The 20198-nt window shown below is 40.5% G+C and carries 17 protein-coding genes, 1 tRNA gene and 1 riboswitch; of the genes, 12 read left to right on the top strand and 6 right to left on the bottom strand.

All coding sequences use genetic code 11. From position 1 onward, the window contains the following. Window positions 1-8: 8 nt before the first annotated feature. Entirely contained in the window at window positions 9-431 is a 423-nt protein-coding gene (locus M2273_RS16995; RefSeq protein ID WP_429398940.1) for a VOC family protein, read from the bottom strand. Between the two features lie 127 nt (window positions 432-558). Here M2273_RS16995 and bshA point away from each other — a divergent pair, with 127 nt between their 5' ends. The 3 genes from bshA to M2273_RS16980 all read left to right on the top strand — a co-directional run bounded on the left by bshA (window position 559) and on the right by M2273_RS16980 (window position 3929). After that, window positions 559-1728, top strand: coding sequence for an N-acetyl-alpha-D-glucosaminyl L-malate synthase BshA (bshA, locus tag M2273_RS16990; RefSeq protein ID WP_429398938.1), 1170 nt, complete (start codon window positions 559-561; stop codon window positions 1726-1728). Window positions 1729-1953: 225 nt separating this feature from the next. Further along, window positions 1954-2151, top strand: a complete 198-nt coding sequence (locus M2273_RS16985; RefSeq protein WP_429398936.1) for a hypothetical protein — start codon at window positions 1954-1956, stop codon at window positions 2149-2151. An 83-nt stretch (window positions 2152-2234) separates the two neighbouring features. Beyond that, a riboswitch (Fluoride riboswitch) is annotated at window positions 2235-2299 on the top strand. 238 nt (window positions 2300-2537) lie between these two features. Continuing rightward, window positions 2538-3929 carry a voltage-gated chloride channel family protein gene (locus M2273_RS16980; protein WP_429398934.1) on the top strand — a complete coding sequence of 464 codons (1392 nt, stop codon included), beginning with the start codon at window positions 2538-2540 and terminating at the stop codon, window positions 3927-3929. 590 nt (window positions 3930-4519) lie between these two features. On the opposite strand, the gene M2273_RS16975 is transcribed toward M2273_RS16980, so the two are convergent. Beyond that, window positions 4520-7246 (bottom strand): OstA-like protein, encoded by a 2727-nt coding sequence (locus M2273_RS16975; RefSeq protein WP_429398933.1) that lies wholly within the window; start codon window positions 7244-7246, stop codon window positions 4520-4522. A 51-nt stretch (window positions 7247-7297) separates the two neighbouring features. Between M2273_RS16975 and tilS the strand changes: the two genes are divergently transcribed. Together tilS and M2273_RS16965 are read left to right on the top strand one after the other, a co-directional pair. After that, a complete protein-coding gene (gene tilS / locus M2273_RS16970; RefSeq protein WP_429398931.1) occupies window positions 7298-8635 on the top strand; it encodes a tRNA lysidine(34) synthetase TilS in 1338 nt (445 codons plus the stop codon). Continuing rightward, window positions 8632-9114, top strand: coding sequence for a hypothetical protein (locus tag M2273_RS16965; RefSeq protein WP_429398929.1), 483 nt, complete (start codon window positions 8632-8634; stop codon window positions 9112-9114). The genes tilS and M2273_RS16965 overlap by 4 nt, the downstream gene beginning before the upstream one ends. Window positions 9115-9167: 53 nt before the next feature. On the opposite strand, the gene M2273_RS16960 is transcribed toward M2273_RS16965, so the two are convergent. Then, a complete protein-coding gene (locus tag M2273_RS16960) occupies window positions 9168-9713 on the bottom strand; it encodes a hypothetical protein (protein ID WP_429398927.1) in 546 nt (181 codons plus the stop codon). A 261-nt stretch (window positions 9714-9974) separates the two neighbouring features. On the opposite strand from M2273_RS16960, the gene M2273_RS16955 reads away from it, so the two are divergent. Further along, window positions 9975-10937, top strand: a complete 963-nt coding sequence (locus M2273_RS16955; RefSeq protein ID WP_429398925.1) for a hypothetical protein — start codon at window positions 9975-9977, stop codon at window positions 10935-10937. 78 nt (window positions 10938-11015) lie between these two features. On the opposite strand, the gene M2273_RS16950 is transcribed toward M2273_RS16955, so the two are convergent. Next, on the bottom strand, window positions 11016-11978 hold the full coding sequence (locus M2273_RS16950) for an isopenicillin N synthase family dioxygenase (protein ID WP_429398923.1): 963 nt from the start codon (window positions 11976-11978) through the stop codon (window positions 11016-11018). 207 nt (window positions 11979-12185) lie between these two features. Here M2273_RS16950 and M2273_RS16945 point away from each other — a divergent pair, with 207 nt between their 5' ends. Together M2273_RS16945 and M2273_RS16940 are read left to right on the top strand one after the other, a co-directional pair. Further along, the gene (locus tag M2273_RS16945) at window positions 12186-14000 is read left to right on the top strand and encodes a DUF6600 domain-containing protein (protein WP_429398921.1); all 1815 of its coding nucleotides are present in this window, start codon (window positions 12186-12188) and stop codon (window positions 13998-14000) included. A 91-nt stretch (window positions 14001-14091) separates the two neighbouring features. Next, window positions 14092-14556: a thioredoxin family protein gene (locus M2273_RS16940; protein ID WP_429398919.1), complete on the top strand. Its 465-nt coding sequence runs from the start codon at window positions 14092-14094 to the stop codon at window positions 14554-14556. A gap of 66 nt (window positions 14557-14622) precedes the next feature. On the opposite strand, the gene M2273_RS16935 is transcribed toward M2273_RS16940, so the two are convergent. Together M2273_RS16935 and M2273_RS16930 are read right to left on the bottom strand one after the other, a co-directional pair. Beyond that, window positions 14623-15480, bottom strand: coding sequence for a ferritin-like domain-containing protein (locus M2273_RS16935; protein ID WP_429398917.1), 858 nt, complete (start codon window positions 15478-15480; stop codon window positions 14623-14625). An 11-nt stretch (window positions 15481-15491) separates the two neighbouring features. Beyond that, a complete protein-coding gene (locus tag M2273_RS16930; protein WP_429398915.1) occupies window positions 15492-16193 on the bottom strand; it encodes a ferritin-like domain-containing protein in 702 nt (233 codons plus the stop codon). A 511-nt stretch (window positions 16194-16704) separates the two neighbouring features. On the opposite strand from M2273_RS16930, the gene M2273_RS16925 reads away from it, so the two are divergent. The 4 genes from M2273_RS16925 (at window position 16705) to gwsS (ending at window position 20170) form a co-directional block, all read left to right on the top strand. Further along, window positions 16705-17016, top strand: a complete 312-nt coding sequence (locus M2273_RS16925; RefSeq protein WP_429398913.1) for a hypothetical protein — start codon at window positions 16705-16707, stop codon at window positions 17014-17016. A 130-nt stretch (window positions 17017-17146) separates the two neighbouring features. Next, window positions 17147-17221: transfer RNA gene (locus tag M2273_RS16920), tRNA-Val, on the top strand. A 722-nt stretch (window positions 17222-17943) separates the two neighbouring features. Continuing rightward, window positions 17944-18936, top strand: coding sequence for a grasp-with-spasm system ATP-grasp peptide maturase (gene gwsG, locus M2273_RS16915; protein WP_429398911.1), 993 nt, complete (start codon window positions 17944-17946; stop codon window positions 18934-18936). 214 nt (window positions 18937-19150) lie between these two features. Continuing rightward, on the top strand, window positions 19151-20170 hold the full coding sequence (gwsS, locus tag M2273_RS16910) for a grasp-with-spasm system SPASM domain peptide maturase (RefSeq protein WP_429398909.1): 1020 nt from the start codon (window positions 19151-19153) through the stop codon (window positions 20168-20170). Window positions 20171-20198: the final 28 nt, after the last annotated feature.

Here is a 20198-nt window from a genome sequence, read left to right as displayed (position 1 = left end):
AAGCCTCCCTAAATTACCTGGTTAAACTCCAGTCGTTCGCCATCTGGCCCGGTGATGTTAAAATACTTGCACCCGTTTTTCCAGAACTGCAGAAAAACGGGTGCTTCTTCTATGATGTTAAACCCCGCCTCTTTAATTATTTTAAAAGTTTCATCAATATCGCTCACATCAAAAGCCACATGGTCAACATGGCCGTTGCCCCGGCTCCTGATCTCGGCCAATGCCGAATCGGGAAGCTGGTACAGCTCCATGATCATATTTCCGCGCTGCATCATTACACAGGTGCCCTTTTCTCCCCCGTGCTTAAACGGGGCCTCCATTACATTACTAAAGCCAAGCCTGCTGTAAAAAGATTGTGACATATTAATATCAGTTACCGGTATGCCTATATGTTGTATGCTGTTGATTTTTAATTGAATAGCGTTTTGCATGGGTGATAATTTTGATGTAGCTAAATTAAAAAATTGAGTAACTTAACTAAGTTAAATCATTTTACACAGTGTTAACACATTTGCCGTAAATTGCTGTTAAACTTGCAGCCATAATTAACCAACATTAATGAAAATTGGAATAGTATGTTACCCAACCTTCGGGGGAAGCGGGGTTGTTGCTACAGAACTTGGTAAGGCCCTGGCAGACCGTGGTCACCAGGTTCATTTTGTTACCTATAACCAGCCAGCCCGGTTAGATCTTTTTTCCGAAAATCTGTTTTATCACGAGGTATCGGTATCCAATTACCCATTGTTTGATTTTCCGCCTTATGAACTGGCCCTGGCCAGCAGGCTGGTTGATGTGGTGCGGCATGAAAAATTGGATGTGCTGCATGTTCATTACGCTATTCCGCATGCATCCGCAGCCTTTATGGCCAAGCAGATCTTGTTAACATTCGGTATTTATATCCCGGTGGTTACCACCCTGCATGGTACTGATATTACCCTGGTAGGTAAAGACAGAACTTTTAACCCGGTGGTTACATTTTCCATCAACAAGTCTGATGGGGTTACCGCCGTATCTGAAAACCTAAGGCACGATACCTATGAGTTTTTTGAGATCGAGAACGATATTAGAGTAATACCAAATTTTATTGATCTTACCCGTTTCAGCCTTAAAGCAAAGGATCACTTTAAAAAAGCTATAGCGCCATCGGGCGAAAAGATATTGGTGCATACCTCCAACTTCCGTAAGGTAAAACGTACCGAGGATGTGATCAAGATATTTGCTAAAGTGGTTAAAAAGATCCCTTCAAAATTGCTGATGGTTGGTGATGGGCCTGAGCGTTCTGCCTGTGAGCAGTTATGCCGCGATCTTGGTGTTACTGATAACGTACGTTTTTTGGGTAAGCAGGATGCTATTGAAGAAATACTTTCTGTAGCCGACTTGTTCCTGATGCCATCGCAGTCAGAAAGTTTTGGTTTGGCAGCATTGGAGGCTATGGCCTGTAAGGTCCCGGTGATCAGTACCAATGCCGGCGGCCTTCCCGAATTAAATGTTGATGGCATAACCGGCTTCCTGAAAGATGTTGGCGATGTTGATGGGATGGGCGAAAAAGCCATCTACATATTAGAGGACGAAACCAGGCTTAACACTTTTAAAGATAATGCGCTGGCCCGTGCCAGGGAGTTTGACCTGGCAACCATTTTACCTTTATATGAAAATTACTATCTTGAGGTAATTGATAACTGTAAAGACAAATGTAAGGAACTGTGCAGGGATATGGGAAATAAGTAAAATAGTCCATGTGCCCTCTTTCCTGTAGTAAAAAACGCCATATAATTATGCAACTTATTGATATGTAGTTTTTTACGGATTTCATGTAAATTCCTGCAAGGGATCGTACTATTTCTGCCGATGTAATATGCCTGATACACTTGAAAATTTATTTTCTAAAAGTTAAAATTTATCGCGGATGTTAATTAACTTAGTTTATTGTTTCACTTTTTAAAAATTAAACTTATGGCAAAGCACACAACCCTAAAGCGTGGTCAATTACTTAAGTACATTGGTAAAAGATGGAAGAATTTAAATATAATAAGTGGTAACTCTTTCATGAAATTTTTAGGTTACGATGGTAATGGTTTCGCCGATGTTTGGGTTGAATACCAGGGTCGTTTATTATTCCTTTCAATTAAAGAGGTTGAACTGGCTGTTTAACTATAAGTTTCATATTATTTAGGATAGGGTTTGTTTTTAGCTTACCCTGAATAATTATGGCATTTTCACAAAAAAAGCTATATTCGTAGTAAGGAAATGGTGTCTTCCTATTTAACCGCCTTAAAAAGCTGATGACGCCTGCAATTAATTGACTTATAGCGTTTACGCTGTATTAATTTTTTGTGGGTGAAAAATAAAATCAACAAATCTGTTTTAAAAGTATCCGGCCGTAATTCCCGGTGGTATTTGCCTGCTTTTATTATTTCACTGATACTTATGGGCTTGATGCTTTATAAGGGAGCTTTCCTGTGCCCTTATTTAAAGGAAGCAATTTATTCTTCATCCCCCAATCACGTCATAAATAACCTAAATTAGCCTTCAATAAAATGAATGATAAAATTTTTACGTCCGAACATTTTTCGATACTGAAGCACCTCATCCGCTGGACACTCATCATTATCCCCATCGCGATAGCAATTGGTAGCACGGTGGCTTTATTTTTATGGTTGCTTAACGTTGTGATCCATTTTAGGTTTCATAATCCGTTTATCCTGTATCTTTTACCCCTGGCGGGGGTGCTGATCCATTTTATTTACAAATGGATAGGTAAATCATCCGAAAAAGGGAACAACCTTATTATTGACGAAATTCATACCCCAGGCTGCGGCGTACCTAAACGCATGGCCCCCATTGTGCTCATTACAACCATCATCACCCATCTTTTTGGTGGCTCGGCAGGGCGCGAAGGTACAGCTGTGCAAATTGGCGGCAGCATAGCCCAAATGTTTGGCAAATGGTTTAAACTGAACGAAAAAGATACAGCCATTATCCTCATAGCTGGTGTGGCAGCAGGTTTTGGAGCTGTTTTTGGCACACCTTTAACCGGGGCCATATTTGCCATGGAGGTACTCACCATTGGACGCATCCAATACGATGCCTTGCTGCCATGCCTTATAGCCAGTATTGTTGCCGATGTAACTGTAGCCGCGTGGGGCGTTCATCATACCGCTTATCATATTGACGCTTTTGCTGCTGTGCCACATTGGTTTTCGGCCTACCTGCCATTTGATTTTATATTGCTCTTTAAAATTATTATCGCCTCTGTAGCGTTTGGGTTGGCCAGTTACCTGTTTGCTATTTTGGTGCATAGCATGAAAGCTTTTTTTGTTAAACGGGTGTCCTTACCCTGGCTTATACCTGTATTAGGCGGACTCATCATTATTGGCCTTACCACCCTTATTGGAAAACCGGATTACCTAAGTTTAGGCATTGATCCGGAACATGCGGGGGCGGTTACCATTCCATCTGCTTTTCATGCCGGTGGTGCTGATTCCTGGAGCTGGTTGTGGAAAACCATTTATACCACAGTTACGTTGGCCACCGGGTTTAAAGGAGGTGAGGTTACCCCGCTTTTTTATATCGGCGCTACGTTGGGTAACACCTTATCGGTATTGATGGATGCACCGGTAAGTCTGTTTGCTGCATTGGGTTTTATAGCAGTTTTTGCGGGGGCAACAAATACACCGTTGGCCTGCACCTTTATGGGCGTGGAGCTTTTTGGTGGGCAGTATGCCTTGTTTTTCGCGGTGGCTTGCTTTACGGCCTACTTTTTCAGCGGGCATTCAGGTATATACAGTGCGCAACGTATCGCAGTGCCAAAAGTATCCGGCACCCGCTTTTCTGATTCGGCTACCCTGTCAGAAGCCGGCAACCGGAGACAAAGCTATGTACAAAAAAAGGCAGCTAAATACGGATTTGGAGGTAAAGGGAAAAAGTAAAGTTGAAACCTCCATCACTTTATTAGAACGAAGAAATAACAAGCTTGTCATTCTGAGGTATCAAAACCAGTGATATCTAAGGTTAAATAACGTAGGAAGCGGAGGGTTGTGCGATTCCCCTCTTGAGAGTAATTAGCCTATGAAAAGACAGTATCTGTACTAATTCAAGAGGTGTAGCCCCTAACGGGGCAAAAAACCTTTTGGTTCTATTTCTACAAATATGTAGTCCCTACGGGACATAGAGCAACAATTTAAGCTGCAAATGTGGCTGTATTTCATGTTCCGTAGGGACTACATATTTGTAGAAAATAATTGTAAAAATTTGGTGTGCCCCGTAGTGGGCTACCCTTCTGTCATATGATGGGCTATTCCCCTCTTGAGGGGGGTGGAGGGGTGTGTCCTTTTCATCGCACGTATAAACACACCCCTGCCACCCCGATTCCTACGCGCCCCCTCTTAAGAGGGGAGCTAAAAACAAACACGTCATGGGTAGGAACGAAGAACTATTTCTTGAACGTAGTGAAAAATCTAATCGCTAAATAGATCCTTTGTTCCTCAGGATGACAAGTGATTTTGATGTATTAATCCAACTAACTGCCCGGTTTTTTAGCCGGACTTTTCACTGTATCCTTAACGGCTTTTATATTATCCTGCGGCTTTCCTGTACCTGTTTTATTGGTCGTATCCATAACGGCTTTTATTGATGGCAGACTTACCGCTCCAGCTTTGCTTGTTGTATCCTTAACTGCCTTTATTGCAGGTAATTTCCCTGCACCCACTTTGCTTACCGTGTCTTTTGCAGTTTTAACGGGTTGCGGTTTGGAGGTATCCGTCTTGAGCTGTGTTGTATCCTTGCCTGGTTTTTTCAGGCTATCTGTTTTGAGCTGTGTTGTATCCTTGCCCAGCTTTTTCAGACTATCGGTCTTAGCTTTGGTTAAACTATCAGGTTTATCTTTAGGCGGCGGTTTTACTGCCGGTACTTTTTTATGCCGCGATGGGATAATGGATTCCTTCGACACCGGTCTGTCCTTGGGTTTCCAGATAAAGCCTTTCAATACCTTATCATCATCCGATACTTTATTTATCGGTATATACCTATTTTCGGGTTTGGTTAAAAACGTGATATCTGACACCTTGCTATCCTTAAAAGTAGAACTGATACGGCTGCTGAGTGATCGTTGCATACCGGCAACTTTGCCACTATCCCGCTTAAAATAAATACTTTCGGCATTTACAGCTACATACATTTTATGGAGCTTGTCGTTTTTAAAGAAGCCCCGCATTTTTCTGCCCGATGACTGATTAAAATGGACGGAATCGTCCTTTTCGATATTAACAATAAAGGCGGATGGAAAAAGCTCTATATTATCCAGTTTCTTGTTGCGCATCTGCAGGTAAACCGTATCGCCCGAAAGTTGTGAGCCTTCTGTCCAAAACATCGGTTTAACATAACACCGTATGGTTGAATCGCTGTTGCTGTAAAAAATAGAGTCGGCCTTGCCCTGCAGATCCGATTTAAATATTTTGGCATGATGATGTGCAATTAATATCCGCACCCTGGCCGTATCGCTAATATTAAACTCGCGGGTTGCAAAAACCGGATCTTTTTTCATGGCTATCCGCCGCACACTGTCCTGTTTTGCTTTTCGCAAGGCGGTTACCACATCTTTTTTTATCTGTGTTGAATCAACTTTAGGCTTCCCGAAAATATAAGGGTGTAAATAAGTGGTATCCTTGGGGATGCGTAATGATACCGTTGGCATTCCCTTAAGCTTTGCATTCAAAACAGCCAGTTTCAGGCCCAATTCTGAAGTGTCTCTGAAATGCAACAAACGCTGTTGTTCCTGGTATATCTTTAGGTTTTTATAGGTCATGATCTGGGTTTCAAGCGTGTCGGCAGTCATGAATATCGAATCGCGCTTTATTTTTTCAGGCTGCTTGCCGGTATCTGCAGGTATTTTTTTACCATCCTTATTGGGCGTAATATTTTTATTTTTCAAAGCCAGTGCTCTAACAACTGAGTCTGCTTTTGCAGAGTCGGCCTTATTGATCACTTTGGGCTTAAGATTTGCTGCCATCTTTGCCATGTTAGTGATGTCTTTAGCATTAGCAGGTGGCTTTACATTTTTGTTTTGATTAGCAAGTGCCCTTACAGCCGCATCAGCTTTTGCAGAATCTGCCTTGCTTATTACTTTGGGGAAATTTTTAGCATCAGTAGGTACTTTTACATTTTTGTTTTCTACAGCCAGCGCCCTAATGGCCGAATCCGCTTTTGTAGAATCAGCTTTATTTACTATCCCTTTAGGCTTAAGGTCCTGCGCCATTTTTGCCATATTGGTAACGCTCATAGAGCCAGGGGGCGCTTTAATTTTTTTAGAGTCGGTTGGAGGAACTTTAGCAATAGCCGAATCTGTTTTGGTGGTATCCTTTTGTTCGGTTATCATCACCACATAGGCATACTGTGTAACCACGGTACGCTCATCGGCCTTATAATAGGTACCGAGGTCACCTTTGAGTGTTATTTTCTGTTCGGTATCATTAAAGGTGATGTTTTTAACCGCGCGGCCGTATCCTTTTAGCCTGTCGTAAAACAAACTGTCGCCCTTTAATGATTTGGTGCCTTGTTTATACAAATTATGCTTGCCAAAAAATGCCTGCTCGGTTACGGTGTTATACAAACCGTTTTCGGTATACAAGGTATCCTTATCTTTTTTGCCGTAAATATTGGTAGGCCCGTAAAAATAGGCAATCCGGGTGCCTGTATTATACCTGAGGGTATCGTTTTTAATAATGGCATCAATGGTAGTGAGCACCACATCATAACGAAAATAGGAGTCGCGCGACTTAGCAAAGTAATACCCATTTTTACTGGTGAGTACGTTATCCTTATTCACCAGTTTGCCGCCACTGGTGTAAGTACCTATGCGGGTGGCAGTATTATAGGTTAGATAATTGGTTGTTAGTGTGGCGTCCCTATCAACCATTTTTACATTATCGGTTAATATGGCCAGCTTCGTGTTGCCATTATAATTCAGCTTATCCGAAAAAATGTTCAGCGTATCGCCCTGGTTTATATTTACATTACCAAAGGCGTCAAAGGCATTATCCTGCGGGTAAAAGTAGGCACTATCAGACCGTAAGGTAGAAAAATCTTGCTTAAATGTGCCTTTATATACCTTAATTACATCGCGGCCTTTAATTTTAGTACCCGTACTGCTTTCTGATTGTATTAAATTTACAATTGATTTTTTTTGTTTTTGGGCCATAGCAGCGCCCGCCAACATCAATAACAAAAAGCTTAAAACATATTTCCTCACGTTGGCAAAATTAGTTTTTTGTTGGGGTTATTAAATTAATAATTTTGGTGAATGCTACCAGTTAAACAGTTTGCCCGTTTTATTGAACAAAATACTTTGTTTACGCCTAACAGCAAAATTTTAGCTGGAGTAAGCGGTGGCATGGATTCTGTTTTAATGACCCATTTATTAAAAGCTGCCGGCTTTAACTTTGGCATCGCCCATTGTAACTTTCAGCTGCGCGATGACGAAGCCCTGCGCGACCAGGAATTTTGCAACAGCCTGGCCAATCAGCTTCGTGTACCTTTCCATACCATCAATTTTGATACCCGGAATTATGCGGCCGATAATAAGGTATCTATCCAGATGGCCGCGCGCGAACTGCGTTATCAATGGTTTGATGCCGTTTGCCAGCAATCAGACTACCAGCTTATTGCGCTGGCACATCACCAAAACGATACAATTGAAACAATATTGTTAAACCTTACCCGCGGAACCGGCATTGCTGGGCTGCATGGTATATTACCCAAAAATGGCCGGTTGGTGCGCCCCATGCTATTTTTAAACCGCGACGAAATAGCAACCATTGTTGCCGATAACAATTTAACTTATGTAGAAGATAGCTCCAATGTTTCGACAAAGTATGCCCGCAATAAAATACGGTTGGAGGTGATACCTAAACTAAAGGAGCTGAACCCAAGCCTCGAAAAAACTTTTGAAAGCAACCTGAAACACTTCCGCAACCTGGAAATACTACTCGAAAGCCAGGTGGATGGCTTAAGGAAAACCTTAATTAAACACGGGCCCGACGGTATATATTTATTACTTGATGAGGTAAAGCAGTTAAACCCAGTGCGCTTATTACTGTTTAAGTTATTACAGGAATACGGTTTTAATGAAACCTCCGTTGATGATCTGATATCTGTATTGGATAAACATTCGGGGCGGGTTTTTGAATCAGACAGGTTTATATTGATACTTGACCGCGACAGGCTGGTGCTGCAAAAAAGAACAAGCAGGGAGCCGGGAGTTGCGCTTATTGCCGAGAAAACCCATGAGGTACATTATGGCAATTACAAGTTGAATTTATTGCATGATGATAGCCCGCTGATTGTTAAGGACAACCCAATGGCGGTATCTATTGATTCGGCATTATTGATATTTCCTTTAACGTTGAGGGCCTGGCAGGAGGGTGATTATTTTTATCCCCTGGGTATGAAAGGACGGAAAAAGCTAAGTGATTTTTTTATCGGGCAAAAGATCGCGCTGCATCAAAAAAATGAAATCCCTTTGCTGGTAAATGGCAATGGCGATGTGATGTGGGTTGGGGGCTACCGGCCCGATGAAAGGTATAAAGTAAACAATAACACTAAAAAAGTTACTATCTTCGAATTGTATAAATTAAGATGAGCGATAAAACCACCTTTGTAGAAAAACAATATCTCGGCCGGGAATTTATACCTATTACAATACGCCTGGTTTTGGCTATGTTTTGCTTTGCGGCCTATTTTTTTACTGATGAACGTGAACGCAACGGCGACCTGCTGGTAGTAGTTGGTTTTGCTATTATCATCATATCCATTATCATGGGGTTTTTGCTTCATTTTGGCACCCGTGTTGAAAATAAAAGTATACTGCTTAATGGTTTATGGACTGCCCGCCTGGTAAAAATTGACTTGAACAGTATTGTAAAAGTTGAAAAAGGATCATATAGCCGATACCTGTTCAATAACCCGGTATATAACCTGCACACCAAAGGGACTATCCGCTTTTATGCCGCCGGTAATGATGCTATTCATTTAACCGACAGGGATGGCTTGCTCTATATCATCGGCTCTCAGCATGCCAATGAATTTTTAAGAGCGATACAGGACGAAATGAAAAAATAGGAATGACAGCAGGTTCCCCTACTGCCATTTTATCAATTGTTGCTTGGTAATGCTTATTTCATATAGGGGAAATTTCTGGAAACTTTCCGCATTTGACTTTCAATTACATCGTCTGTAGATGTTAGCAAACCTTCGTTCATGCTTTTAGTATACCTCCACAAAGTTTCTCCATCAGTCCCGTTGGCTATCTGCATGGTAATAATGCCATTACCTGTTTTACCCCCAAAGCCAAATAGCGCGGTTGTAACAATTGCTCCGGCCTCTGATCTGGTAGTTGCCTGTGAGTAGGATCCATAAATTACGGCATCTACACCCAGTATTTTGGCTATTTCATCTTTGGTATGATAGTCAAGACTATCCAAAAGTTTGTTCTTAAGCAAAAGGATATTTGTTTTTTCTACATCCTGGAAAGTAACAGTGTAATCGCTAACACGGCGAAGCAAATAAGTATACATGCTTGCCTGGATAGATTTCCCAGATTTTAATTCCTCTGCTTTATTAGCAGCGGGGTCGTATCCTTTAGGCTGTTTTTTATAAGTGATACTTACTACAAATGGTAAAATAGCCACCGTTTTTTGGGTTTTGATAGCCGTTTTCAAGTTAGGGCTTTCAAAAATTTGTTTTGTGCAGACGCCTTAAAAGCAATAAGACAAATAATGATAAGAGTTAAGGTTTTTTTCATTTTAATAAATTTTGATGCGAAGATGCTTAAAACATTTGCAACGGCTTCATAATCATAGAAAAAGAATTACAATCCAAAATTTATGTATTGTAAAGTTTATGTTATATCAAACATTGTGTACTTAAATCTATTTATATCAGTTTATCGAAATGTATATCTTTAAGCCGAAATGTTTAAAATGCCCCCAAAAACAATAAATGCCATTACATTAATACTGGTGAGCTTTGTTACTATTATTTATACAGGCTGTAATAGCGCAAGCTCAAGCAATGGTAAAAAAGAACTTATATCGTTTAAATCATTTAATGGCATAAGTTACAGCGAGGTGGCCAGACGCCAGCTAAACGGCCTGTCATTTAATGAATATGGTTACCAGCTGGAGCCGCAATGGAAGCTACAGTTTGTTTCTGACGATTCGGTGAGCATTTACAGCCCCACAAAAAAACAATTCATCAACTTTCCGCTTACCCGCGGTTATGATTCTGTTTTTAACGCCGCACGGTCATGGCTCAAAATTAAAAAGATGAGCAAAGACAGCATCGTGATGGAGATACTCAAGGCCCGGGGCGACTCTATTGATATTTCGGGTGCTAAGGTTTATATGCTTTTTTACGCCGATAATTATGTAAAGAACGTTTTGCATACCGATACAGCTACACTCAGGCATCCCAGCCGTAAGGATACTTTATTTGTAAAATCATTGGTAGTAAAGGCTAATAAAAATATTACCAAAGCATTCGCTGCCCGGCAGCCAGTTCAATTAATAAGTAAAAGTCCTTTGGTAACCATAAAGCAGTGGCATACTAAGCCCGACATTATGAACAATTTCGACTCGTCAGATGATTATCTTGATCCTACGTTTGATATTACTATTAATAAAGCGTATCAGGATTTTAATTATTCGTTTTCGGTATATGTTGATAATAAGGGGCAAATGTATTACCGGATACCACTGATTGACTTTATGGGAGATAAGGATGCTAAGCAATCATATATAAGTATTTCACAAAGTATCATGAACAGCTATCTTAAATATTACCTGAAAGTAATGCCTGGTACAACATTGGGTATGCCGCATGCAAGCGTTATATCTGTGCATGTGGAAGGGAAAGTCGCGGCACCATCTATCGCCAAAAATTAAACGTTCAAAATATATTATAATAAAACGCGTCATGGCCTGTTGTTCATGACGCGTTTTACTTTCCCGATGGGGAATCTTTTACATTTTTAAGCCTATCTCTCTCAAACGCTCGTCCAGGTATTCGCCTGCAGTAATGTCTGGATATAATTTAGGGTGTTGTGCATTAATGCAGGTTTCCAGGCTCGTAAGGTCCATGTCTGATACTGGGTGCAGGAAGAACGGAACCGAGAAACGAGAATTTTTCATAAGCTCCCGCGGTGGGTTCACTACCCTATGCGTGGTTGATTTAAGTTTGTTGTTGGTTAAGCGTTGCAGCATATCGCCTACATTAACTACCAGATCTTCGCCATGGGCTTTAACCGGGAACCAGACTCCCTCGCGGGTAAGCAGTTCCAAACCATCGGCACTTGCGCCAATAAGCAGGGTAATGAGGTTTATATCCTCATGCGCGCCGGCACGTACCGCATCATCAGGAACCGAATCAGGATCAAGGATAGGGAAGTAATGTAAGGTGCGCAGTATGGAGTTTCCATTATGCACCTTATCATCAAAATAGTTTTCGTCTAAATTTAAATAAACCGCAATAGCCCTGAGCAGGTGGATACCCGCGCTTTCCAGTTTTTTATATACTTCGCGTGTTGTGGTATTAAAAGCGGGCAGTTCATCAACTACTATATTATCAGGATATTGCTCCTTAATGGCCGAACCATCTGTAACAGTTTGGCCTATCTGCCAAAATTCTTTCAGATCGGGTGTTTTAAATCCTTTGGCAGTTTCCTTGCCCTTACCGGTATATCCCCGCTGACCAGCAAGGCCGGGTATTTCATATTTTGATTTGGTGGCATCGGGCAAAGCAAATAAAGCCTTTACCTGCTCGTAAAGCTCATCTATCAATTGTTTGCTCAGGCCGTGATTGGTGATGGTTACAAAGCCGGTTTCATTAAATGCCTTGCCAATATCATCTGAAAATTGCTTGCGGTCGGCCGCGCTGCCATTTATATAAGTGCTTAGATCAAGCCTTGGGATATTTACTGTGCTCATGGTAATAGTATGGATAATGAAACGTAAAATTATTTAAATTTTAATATAGCATATGCAAGGTATAAATAAAAAAAATGAAGACCTGCTAACTACGCCAAAACAATATTTACTAACGAAACAATTCTTGGTTTAAATGTTTTACATTAAACGTTTTAGGATTTTTTTGGTCATACCTATGTATATTAATCATTTTAAACCTGATAGAAAATGAAATTTATAAAGAAAATATGCGGTTTAAGTTTAATAGCATTTTTAATAATGCTGGCCGCTCCAAATAAAACCCGGGCACAGGAAGGTGGATATGTTTCTGACCAGGAGTTTTATGATGAATTGGATCCTTACGGTACCTGGGTTGATGACCCTACCTATGGTAACGTTTGGATACCAGATGCCGAAGATGGATTTAGACCCTACGCCACACGTGGCCATTGGGTGGTAACTGATTATGGTAATACCTGGGTTTCTGATTATCCATGGGGATGGGCGACCTTTCATTACGGTCGCTGGCGCTATGACGATTATTACGGATGGGAATGGATTCCTGGCCATGAATGGGCACCGGCCTGGGTTAACTGGCGCAGTGGTGGTGGTTATTATGGATGGGCCCCTTTACAACCAGGTATAAGTATCAACCTGTCATTTGGTAACAGTTACCGTGTGCCCGATTATTATTGGGTATGTGCTCCGCAGGCTTATATAAACCGCCCTAATATTTATAATTATTATGTGCCACATACCCGGGTAGTTAACATCATAAACCGCACCACCGTTATTAACAATACTTATGTTTACAATAAGCGCACTTACGTAACCGGACCGCGTGTTGATGAGGTTAGGCGTGTTACCCGTCAAAATGTACAAGTTTACAGGGTTAATAATGTAAACAGGCCAACCAGGGAAACAAGCATTACCAACAACAGGCTTAATATTTATCGGCCCGAAATTAAAAGAACACCTGATGCGCGCCCTGCAAGGGTAGTGAACGCAACCGAATACAGAAAGGAACATCCTAATGAAGGTATTGCTCACAGAGTTGGCGGACAGGCAACTGTAAACCGTGGTAACGCCGCAAGACTGGCACAGGTTGCAAAAAGCGATAACAACAACTTAGTAAAGGTTAATAATAACAGACCATCAAGACAAGGTCAGCCTGATAACCAACGCCCTGATCAACCAAATGCAAGACCCGGACAACCGGCAAACCAACGCCCTGCACAGCCAACAGGCTCAGGACAACGAACCGGACAGCCTGATGTAAAACAGGCTCAACAGCAACGTCTGCAGCAACAAGAAGAACAAAATAAGCAACAAGCAGCTCAACGTCAGCAACAACAGGCAGTAAGACGTCAGCAGCAGCCGAATGAGCAAAAGCAACAAGCGGCTCAGCGTCAGCAACAGCAGGATGCACAACGTCAGCAGCAATTGCAGCAGCGTGAGCAGCAACAGGAAGAACAAAAGCAACAACAGGCAGTAAGGCGCCAGCAGCAACCTGATGAGCAAAAGCAACAAGCAGCTCAGCGCCAGCAACAACAGGATGCACAGCGTCAGCAGCAATTACAGCAACGTCAGCAACAACAGGAAGAACAAAAGAAACAACAGGCAGTAAGGCGCCAACAGCAGCCTGATGAGCAAAGGCAACAAGCAGCTCAGCGTCAGCAGCAGCAGGAAGCGCAGCATCAACAACAAGCAGCTCAGCGCCAGCAGCAGCAGGAAGCACAGCGTCAGCAACAACAGGCACAACGCCAGCAGCAGCAAGAGGCTCAACGTCAGCAGCAGGATGCACAACGCCAACAGCAGCAGGAAGCTCAACGTCAGCAGCAACAGGCACAACGCCAGCAACAGCAGGAAGCACAGCGTCAGCAGCAACAGGCTCAGCGTCAGCAGCAGCAGGAAGCACAGCGTCAGCAGCAACAGGCACAGCGCCAACAGCAGCAGGAAGCACAGCGTCAGCAGCAACAGCAACAGCAGCAACGTCAACAGCAGGATGCCCATCGGACAAAACCGCAGCCTCCTAATAATTAATACAGATTTTAATTATAATAGCACAGCACATATAAACCAATCCGGTTTATATGTGCTATTTTTATGATTTATATATGAGCCACTAAATCCTATGAAATTCCTATTTTCTAAACGATCTTTTACCTTTTTTATCATCTTATTTTTGTTTTCGGTTGCTTTTGATAGTAAAGCTCAGGGTGTTTCAAAAACTACCGTTAAGCGATCAACTCAAATTGATTTTATTGAAAATTCATGGAGCGAGGCTTTGAAACAGGCCGCCGCTCAACACAAATATATTTTTGTTGACGCATACGCCACCTGGTGCGGCCCCTGTAAAATGCTTAAGGCCACCACATTTAAAAACAATAAAGTGGCTGCTTTTTATAATAGTAACTTTGTTAATGTAGCTATTGATATGGAAAAAGGACAAGGGCCAGCCCTTGCAGCGCAATGGGGTTTACGCGCCTATCCAACAATGATTATTTTTGATGCTAAGGGAAAGCCGGTTTTGGGAACAGTAGGTTTTATAGGAGCCGATGACCTGGTGAAGTTTGGTGTAAAGGCTTTAAATAAGTAGAATTTTAAACGCATAAAACCGGACAGCAAATATGCTCCCGGTTTTATATACGCTGCAAATTGAGGGTTAGTTTTTAACTAAAAAACTTCCTTGTAATAAGGCAAGAACCTGATCACTGCTTAGTGCCTCGTCAAACGCCGCGGTAGCTATGGCTACCGAAGTGGTGCTGCCAGTTACACTTTTCAGTTTAGTAACATCCACACCACCTTGAGTTATATTCTGCTCCCCATCATAATTGCCATTTACAAGCGCTAAACCTGTATCATTACCTAAACTCGCGGTACTGATGATCCATGGTTTTTGTAAACGGATCTGGCGGATAGCAGAAGCATGGCGCGCTTCAACTGCATGAATTGATAGTGCAGCTGTTAATACAACCTGGTTTTTTAACAAAAAGCCGGCCTGACCTTTATACGCCCTTACACCAGTGTCTTCAAATACCTGGGCAACAGCAAGAAATGTATCGTAATTTGTTAATACATCTTTAAATGGCCCGTTTCCACTTCCGTTACCTGCTGTTAAATCAATTTCTGGCGGAGATACGGGAGTTCCGCCAAGTGAACCAATTACCGATTTTAAAAATGTAACATGATTATTTTCATCTGTTGTTACCTGGTTAAAATAGTTAGTAGCCGCGGCTGCAGGTATTAAAGCTGTGCCTTTGGCTGTGCCTGCATTGTAAAAAGCTGACTCCAGGTACTCTAAAGTAAGGGCGTAGTTTAATACATCAATTACGGATGGAGCTGTTGAATCAGCGGCATAAGCCTTTTTAAACATGGTACCTACAGCAAATGGTAATGCGGCAATAGCCACTTTTGAACCAAAGCTGGTTATGTTTTTGATCACATCACGGCGCTGGCTTAGTTTGCCGTAAACTTCCGGATCAACGTTTTCGATTTCTTCTATTATGTTTAGTAAATTCATGACGATGGGGTTTAAGCTGGTACGTAACCATAATTTGATGCACTAACTTTAGTTTTTAAGAAACCGTTGGCAATCTTAAGAACCTCTGCGATAGTTGCGGATTTGTTTAAGCTATTAGTAGGGTCGATCACATCGGGTCCGGCGAAAGATCCCGGAGTGATCAGATTGCTGATCAATGCTGCGTGACGAGCCTCTACAGAAACAATTTTTCCTGCTATTAAAAGATAATCAGGACTTTCAATAAGGTATCCCGCCCCATCATAAGCGGTAACACCTGTGTCTTCAAATGCTTTTGCTGCTGCCAGTACCTTTGCACGGCTGCTAAAGTCAATAGACGAAAAATCAGGTGTTAAAGCAGGAATGGCCTTTGCTCCTAAGGCTGCTTTAAAAAATTCACGGTGTAAAACCTCATGATCCCGAATATCAGTTAACAAAGCAGTTTCTGCCGCGCTTATACCACTATAAGGAGTGGCTGCAACCTGTAAATAAAATGCGGCTTCGAGTTGTTCTAATGCGTAAGCATAATTTAAAATAGCGAAGTCGCTTTTAGCACCAAGATCTATCCAGGTTGATGTAGGCATGATCTTGTGGTCTTTGTGGCAGGCCGCAGTAGCTAATAAGCCTACTGATGCAACCCCAACCCCGGCATACCGCAAAAATGACCTTCGGGCCATATTTGCATTTAATATGCTTTCTTGTGATTCTGTTTTCATAAGATAAGTTTTTAAAAGTGTTTCAATTAGTTTTGTTTTGTAAATGATATACGCCTAATTAAATACGCCAGATTTTGAATACGAATAATTAATTCACTCTTAATGGGAGTAATTTTCTCGCGGGTTAATTTAGTTAAATTTATTGTTGGTGAAAACGTTATTGAGGTGAGCAGAAAACGAATATTCGGATCACAATAAAATGATAATGGTTACCGGGGGATTTTTAGACAAAAAAAGGCCGAAAAACTCTCGCAGTGTTTCGGCCCTACATCTACCTATGAAAAACAACCCTTTGAGAAGGGTAATAAGTTTAATTCAAATGCAATGCCAATTGCTAAATGAATGTAATTAAGCGCTTAAAGGGGGATTTTAATTGCTGATAATCAATGTGCTGTAGAAAATACTTCCCAACATGAGGTGATTATTTACACCGTTTAATTTTTAGCAACAGATAATTAATATAAATAATAGCTCAAAGAAACCATACATCAATAAGATTGTTGTTGTTTTTATGGACCATAATATTTATTTATTGGCTACTGACCCTAAAAATCCTTGTCGGGATGTTATTCATTCGAGAGATACCCGATTGAAAGTGAGAGTGTTTTGCCTTGATAAAGAAAGGTTTAGTCCTGATGATAACGAACTGCAACTATATGGATATGCAAATAATAAACTGTTTGCATTTGAAACCATTGATATTGTAGCCGAAGATGCTATTGATTTGGTTAATGCTATTAAATGGTATGCTAATTATATTAACTACCCCAGGATGGAAATACTACCCGAAGACCCACGCCCGGGTCAGAATATAGCCATGTAAAGCACCCAAAAAAGAGAGGAATAAACATTTAAAAAAATTCAATTACCTAACTGTCAGTAGCTTAATATAAAATTAAAATATTTTTTTGAAGAATAGATTAGAACTTCTATATTTGCAGACCCAAAAGCAAGGGAGTTTAGCTCAGCTGGTTCAGAGCATCTGCCTTACAAGCAGAGGGTCACTGGTTCGAACCCAGTAACTCCCACAAACGTTCGCAAGTTGCTAAACACTTGCGAACGTTTTTCATTTATGAGACTATGAAGTATTTTGATTTATCGCATTATAATATAGAAAACCGACACTAACCGAACGCCCTGTTATTCTGGCCGAACAGTTAATGGCGAGTTGCTCGAAAAGAGCAATAAAGCGATTTGAACTGATAAATAAAAAAGTTGCTCAAGAAATGAGCTTTCTCCCTTTTCATAGCCAAAACACCCATCTATAAGTGGACATTCCGGGCCCCTTGACCAGCCCATTCCGGATTGGCAAACCAATCGTTCTGGAACACTTTGTCCATGCTAATAATCTTATATTCAATAGTTGTTTATTGAATCGTTATACACAAACGAATGAATCTGGAACACGGAATAACGTGGTCAAGGGGCCCGGAATATCCAGCGTAAGGGCCATGAAATGACCATGAACCAATGTAGCATGAATTCAAAGACTACCGGTCTCGTAAAAGTTTACTTCATACATAAACAACGGTGGATAAACGTTGCAGTAAAAATAACGCTATGGGGTTTGCCAAGGCTTTTGGCCATCAATTTCAAAGTGAAAATATTTAAGAGTTGAAACCAAGGGTAAAAAATATTATCAAAGTTTTAATTAAAGTTGAATGAATATTTAATAAATAATAATAAAAAAAATGCATCTAGTTATTATTTAATCATTTAATATTATAGTTTTACATTCATAATCAAAATTATGATACTAATATTCTCAAGAAACCTGGAATCTTCTACTAACAGCATCATTGAGTGGATCGAAAAACTAGGAGGGAATTGTAAGCAAATTAATGATACAGATCTCAAAACATTTGATAAAGGATACGCCCTGCAAATATCGGGGGATGGTGAAGGAATTAATTTTGATTATCCCGCGTTAAATTTTGATATAGAAGAAGTTTCAATAATATGGTTCAGAAGATGGATATATCCTGAATCGTTCAACAATTTGCTGAATCTGTCCGAAGACAAACACTGGGCACTAGGTATTTTTGAACATTTATACAAAGAGGTTAACACCTTGAGTGATGCTTTCTTTTCTTTATTTAAAAACAAGAATTGGTTTGATCGACCAGAACACATAAGAAGAGTTAAAAAGATAGATGTACTTAATTTAGCCCAAAAGTATGGGCTAAAAATTCCTACAACGTTTATAACCAATAATCGAGACAGGGCTCTGGAATTTTTAAAAACATACGGGCGCCTAATATCTAAACCAATATCAGATATAGCTTATTTTGATAACGATAGTTATGAGTTTAAACTGCTTACCACAGAGATAACAGAAGAACTTTTATTGGCAAGTAATGAATGGTTCTATCCTACGCTTTTTCAACAGTTACTCGAAAAAAGGAGTGATTTAAGGGTGTTTTATTTGGCGGGTCAATGCTACGCGATGGCCATACTTTCTCAATTTGATCCGGATACGATTATCGATTTTAGAAATTATAATGGTAAAAAATTTGCCAGGATGATTCCGTATAAGCTTCCGGCGGAAATCGAATTGTCGGTAAATGATCTCATGAAAGAACTTCAACTTAAAAACGGTTCATTGGACTTTGTATTGACAACTAACGGTGACCATTACTTTTTAGAAGTAAATCCATTAGGGCAATTCGGCATGACGTCGTATCCGTGCAATTATAAATTGGAAAAAAAGATAGCCCAATATTTGATAGAAAATGATAAATAACAAAGAAGTGCCAAGCTTGACTGATTTTTTAAATCAGAATGAACCTGACTTTCAAAGATTGCCCATTAATTATTTTTTGTTCACGACAAAAACATCCAATGAATGGGAACAAAGCTATAATCAGACAAAAAGTGTATCCGTAGGGAGCAATGCTTTAAACAAGATATTTGTAAGGCCTTTCTATAAAAGAATATCTAAGTGCTATTAGAAGTACATGAAAAACGATAAGATTTTTAAACTCTATGCAAACTGTCTACCGGTAAAAGGGGCAATAAGGAGTGTGGTTTGTGATCTACATTACAATTCCTACAAATTCATTCCTAACATTTTATACGAAATTTTGACAGCTCACAAAAATAAACCGGTCGGGATTGTAAAAAGCTGTTACGAGAACAAATATGATCCACAGATCGATAGCTACTTTGACTTCCTGATGGAAAACAATCTGGGATTTGAATGTAGCGAATCGGAAGTCGATAATTATCCCGATATGGACTTGCTTTGGGAATGCCCGACGACTTTGACAAATGCAATTATAGATTTAGATGCAATCAGTTGTTATAACCTGAAGAAGATTATTGGCGAGCTTAATGCATTGAAGTGCAAAGCCGTTGAGATACGAATCTTTCATAAGATGCAATTGGATAAACTGTCTACGCTGTTAAATTTGTTTGAATCAACAGTTGTACAGGATATCCAGCTAATCCTATGCTATGATGCGGATAAGGCTTTGCAGTACTTTGAACTTTGTGAAGAATTTCCAAGAATAAACCTAATAACGTATTATGCTAGTCCCTTTGAAGAAATTAAGGAGATCAATCACCTTGGCGTCACGATGATGTACATTCAAAAAAATATTGATTCTGCTTCGCACTGCGGAATAATTAACCCTTCGTATTTCAACGTTAACTTAGATATGTATTTGGAAGCCCTGAACTTTAATTCATGTTTGAACAGGAAAATTTCAGTTGATTCAGGTGGCTTTATCAAAAACTGCCCAAGTATGTCCAAATCTTACGGACACTCATCGGAAGTGAATATAGCAGATGTTGTTAAAAATGATGATTTTAAGGCTTTGTGGTTTGTAAACAAGGATCAGGTGAACATATGCCGGGACTGTGAGTTCAGATACATTTGTACCGATTGCAGAGCTTTCACACAAGATCTGAATGTTAGCCAGAATAAACCGCTTAAATGCTCATACGATCCTTATCAGGCAAAGTGGGGAAACTAAAGTTTAGAAATCCTGAACTCCACATATA

It is taken from the genome of Mucilaginibacter lappiensis (genome assembly GCF_050433765.1).
GTDB classification, from domain to species: Bacteria; Bacteroidota; Bacteroidia; order Sphingobacteriales; family Sphingobacteriaceae; genus Mucilaginibacter; species Mucilaginibacter lappiensis_A.
This window is presented reverse-complemented; position numbering and strand designations above follow the sequence as displayed.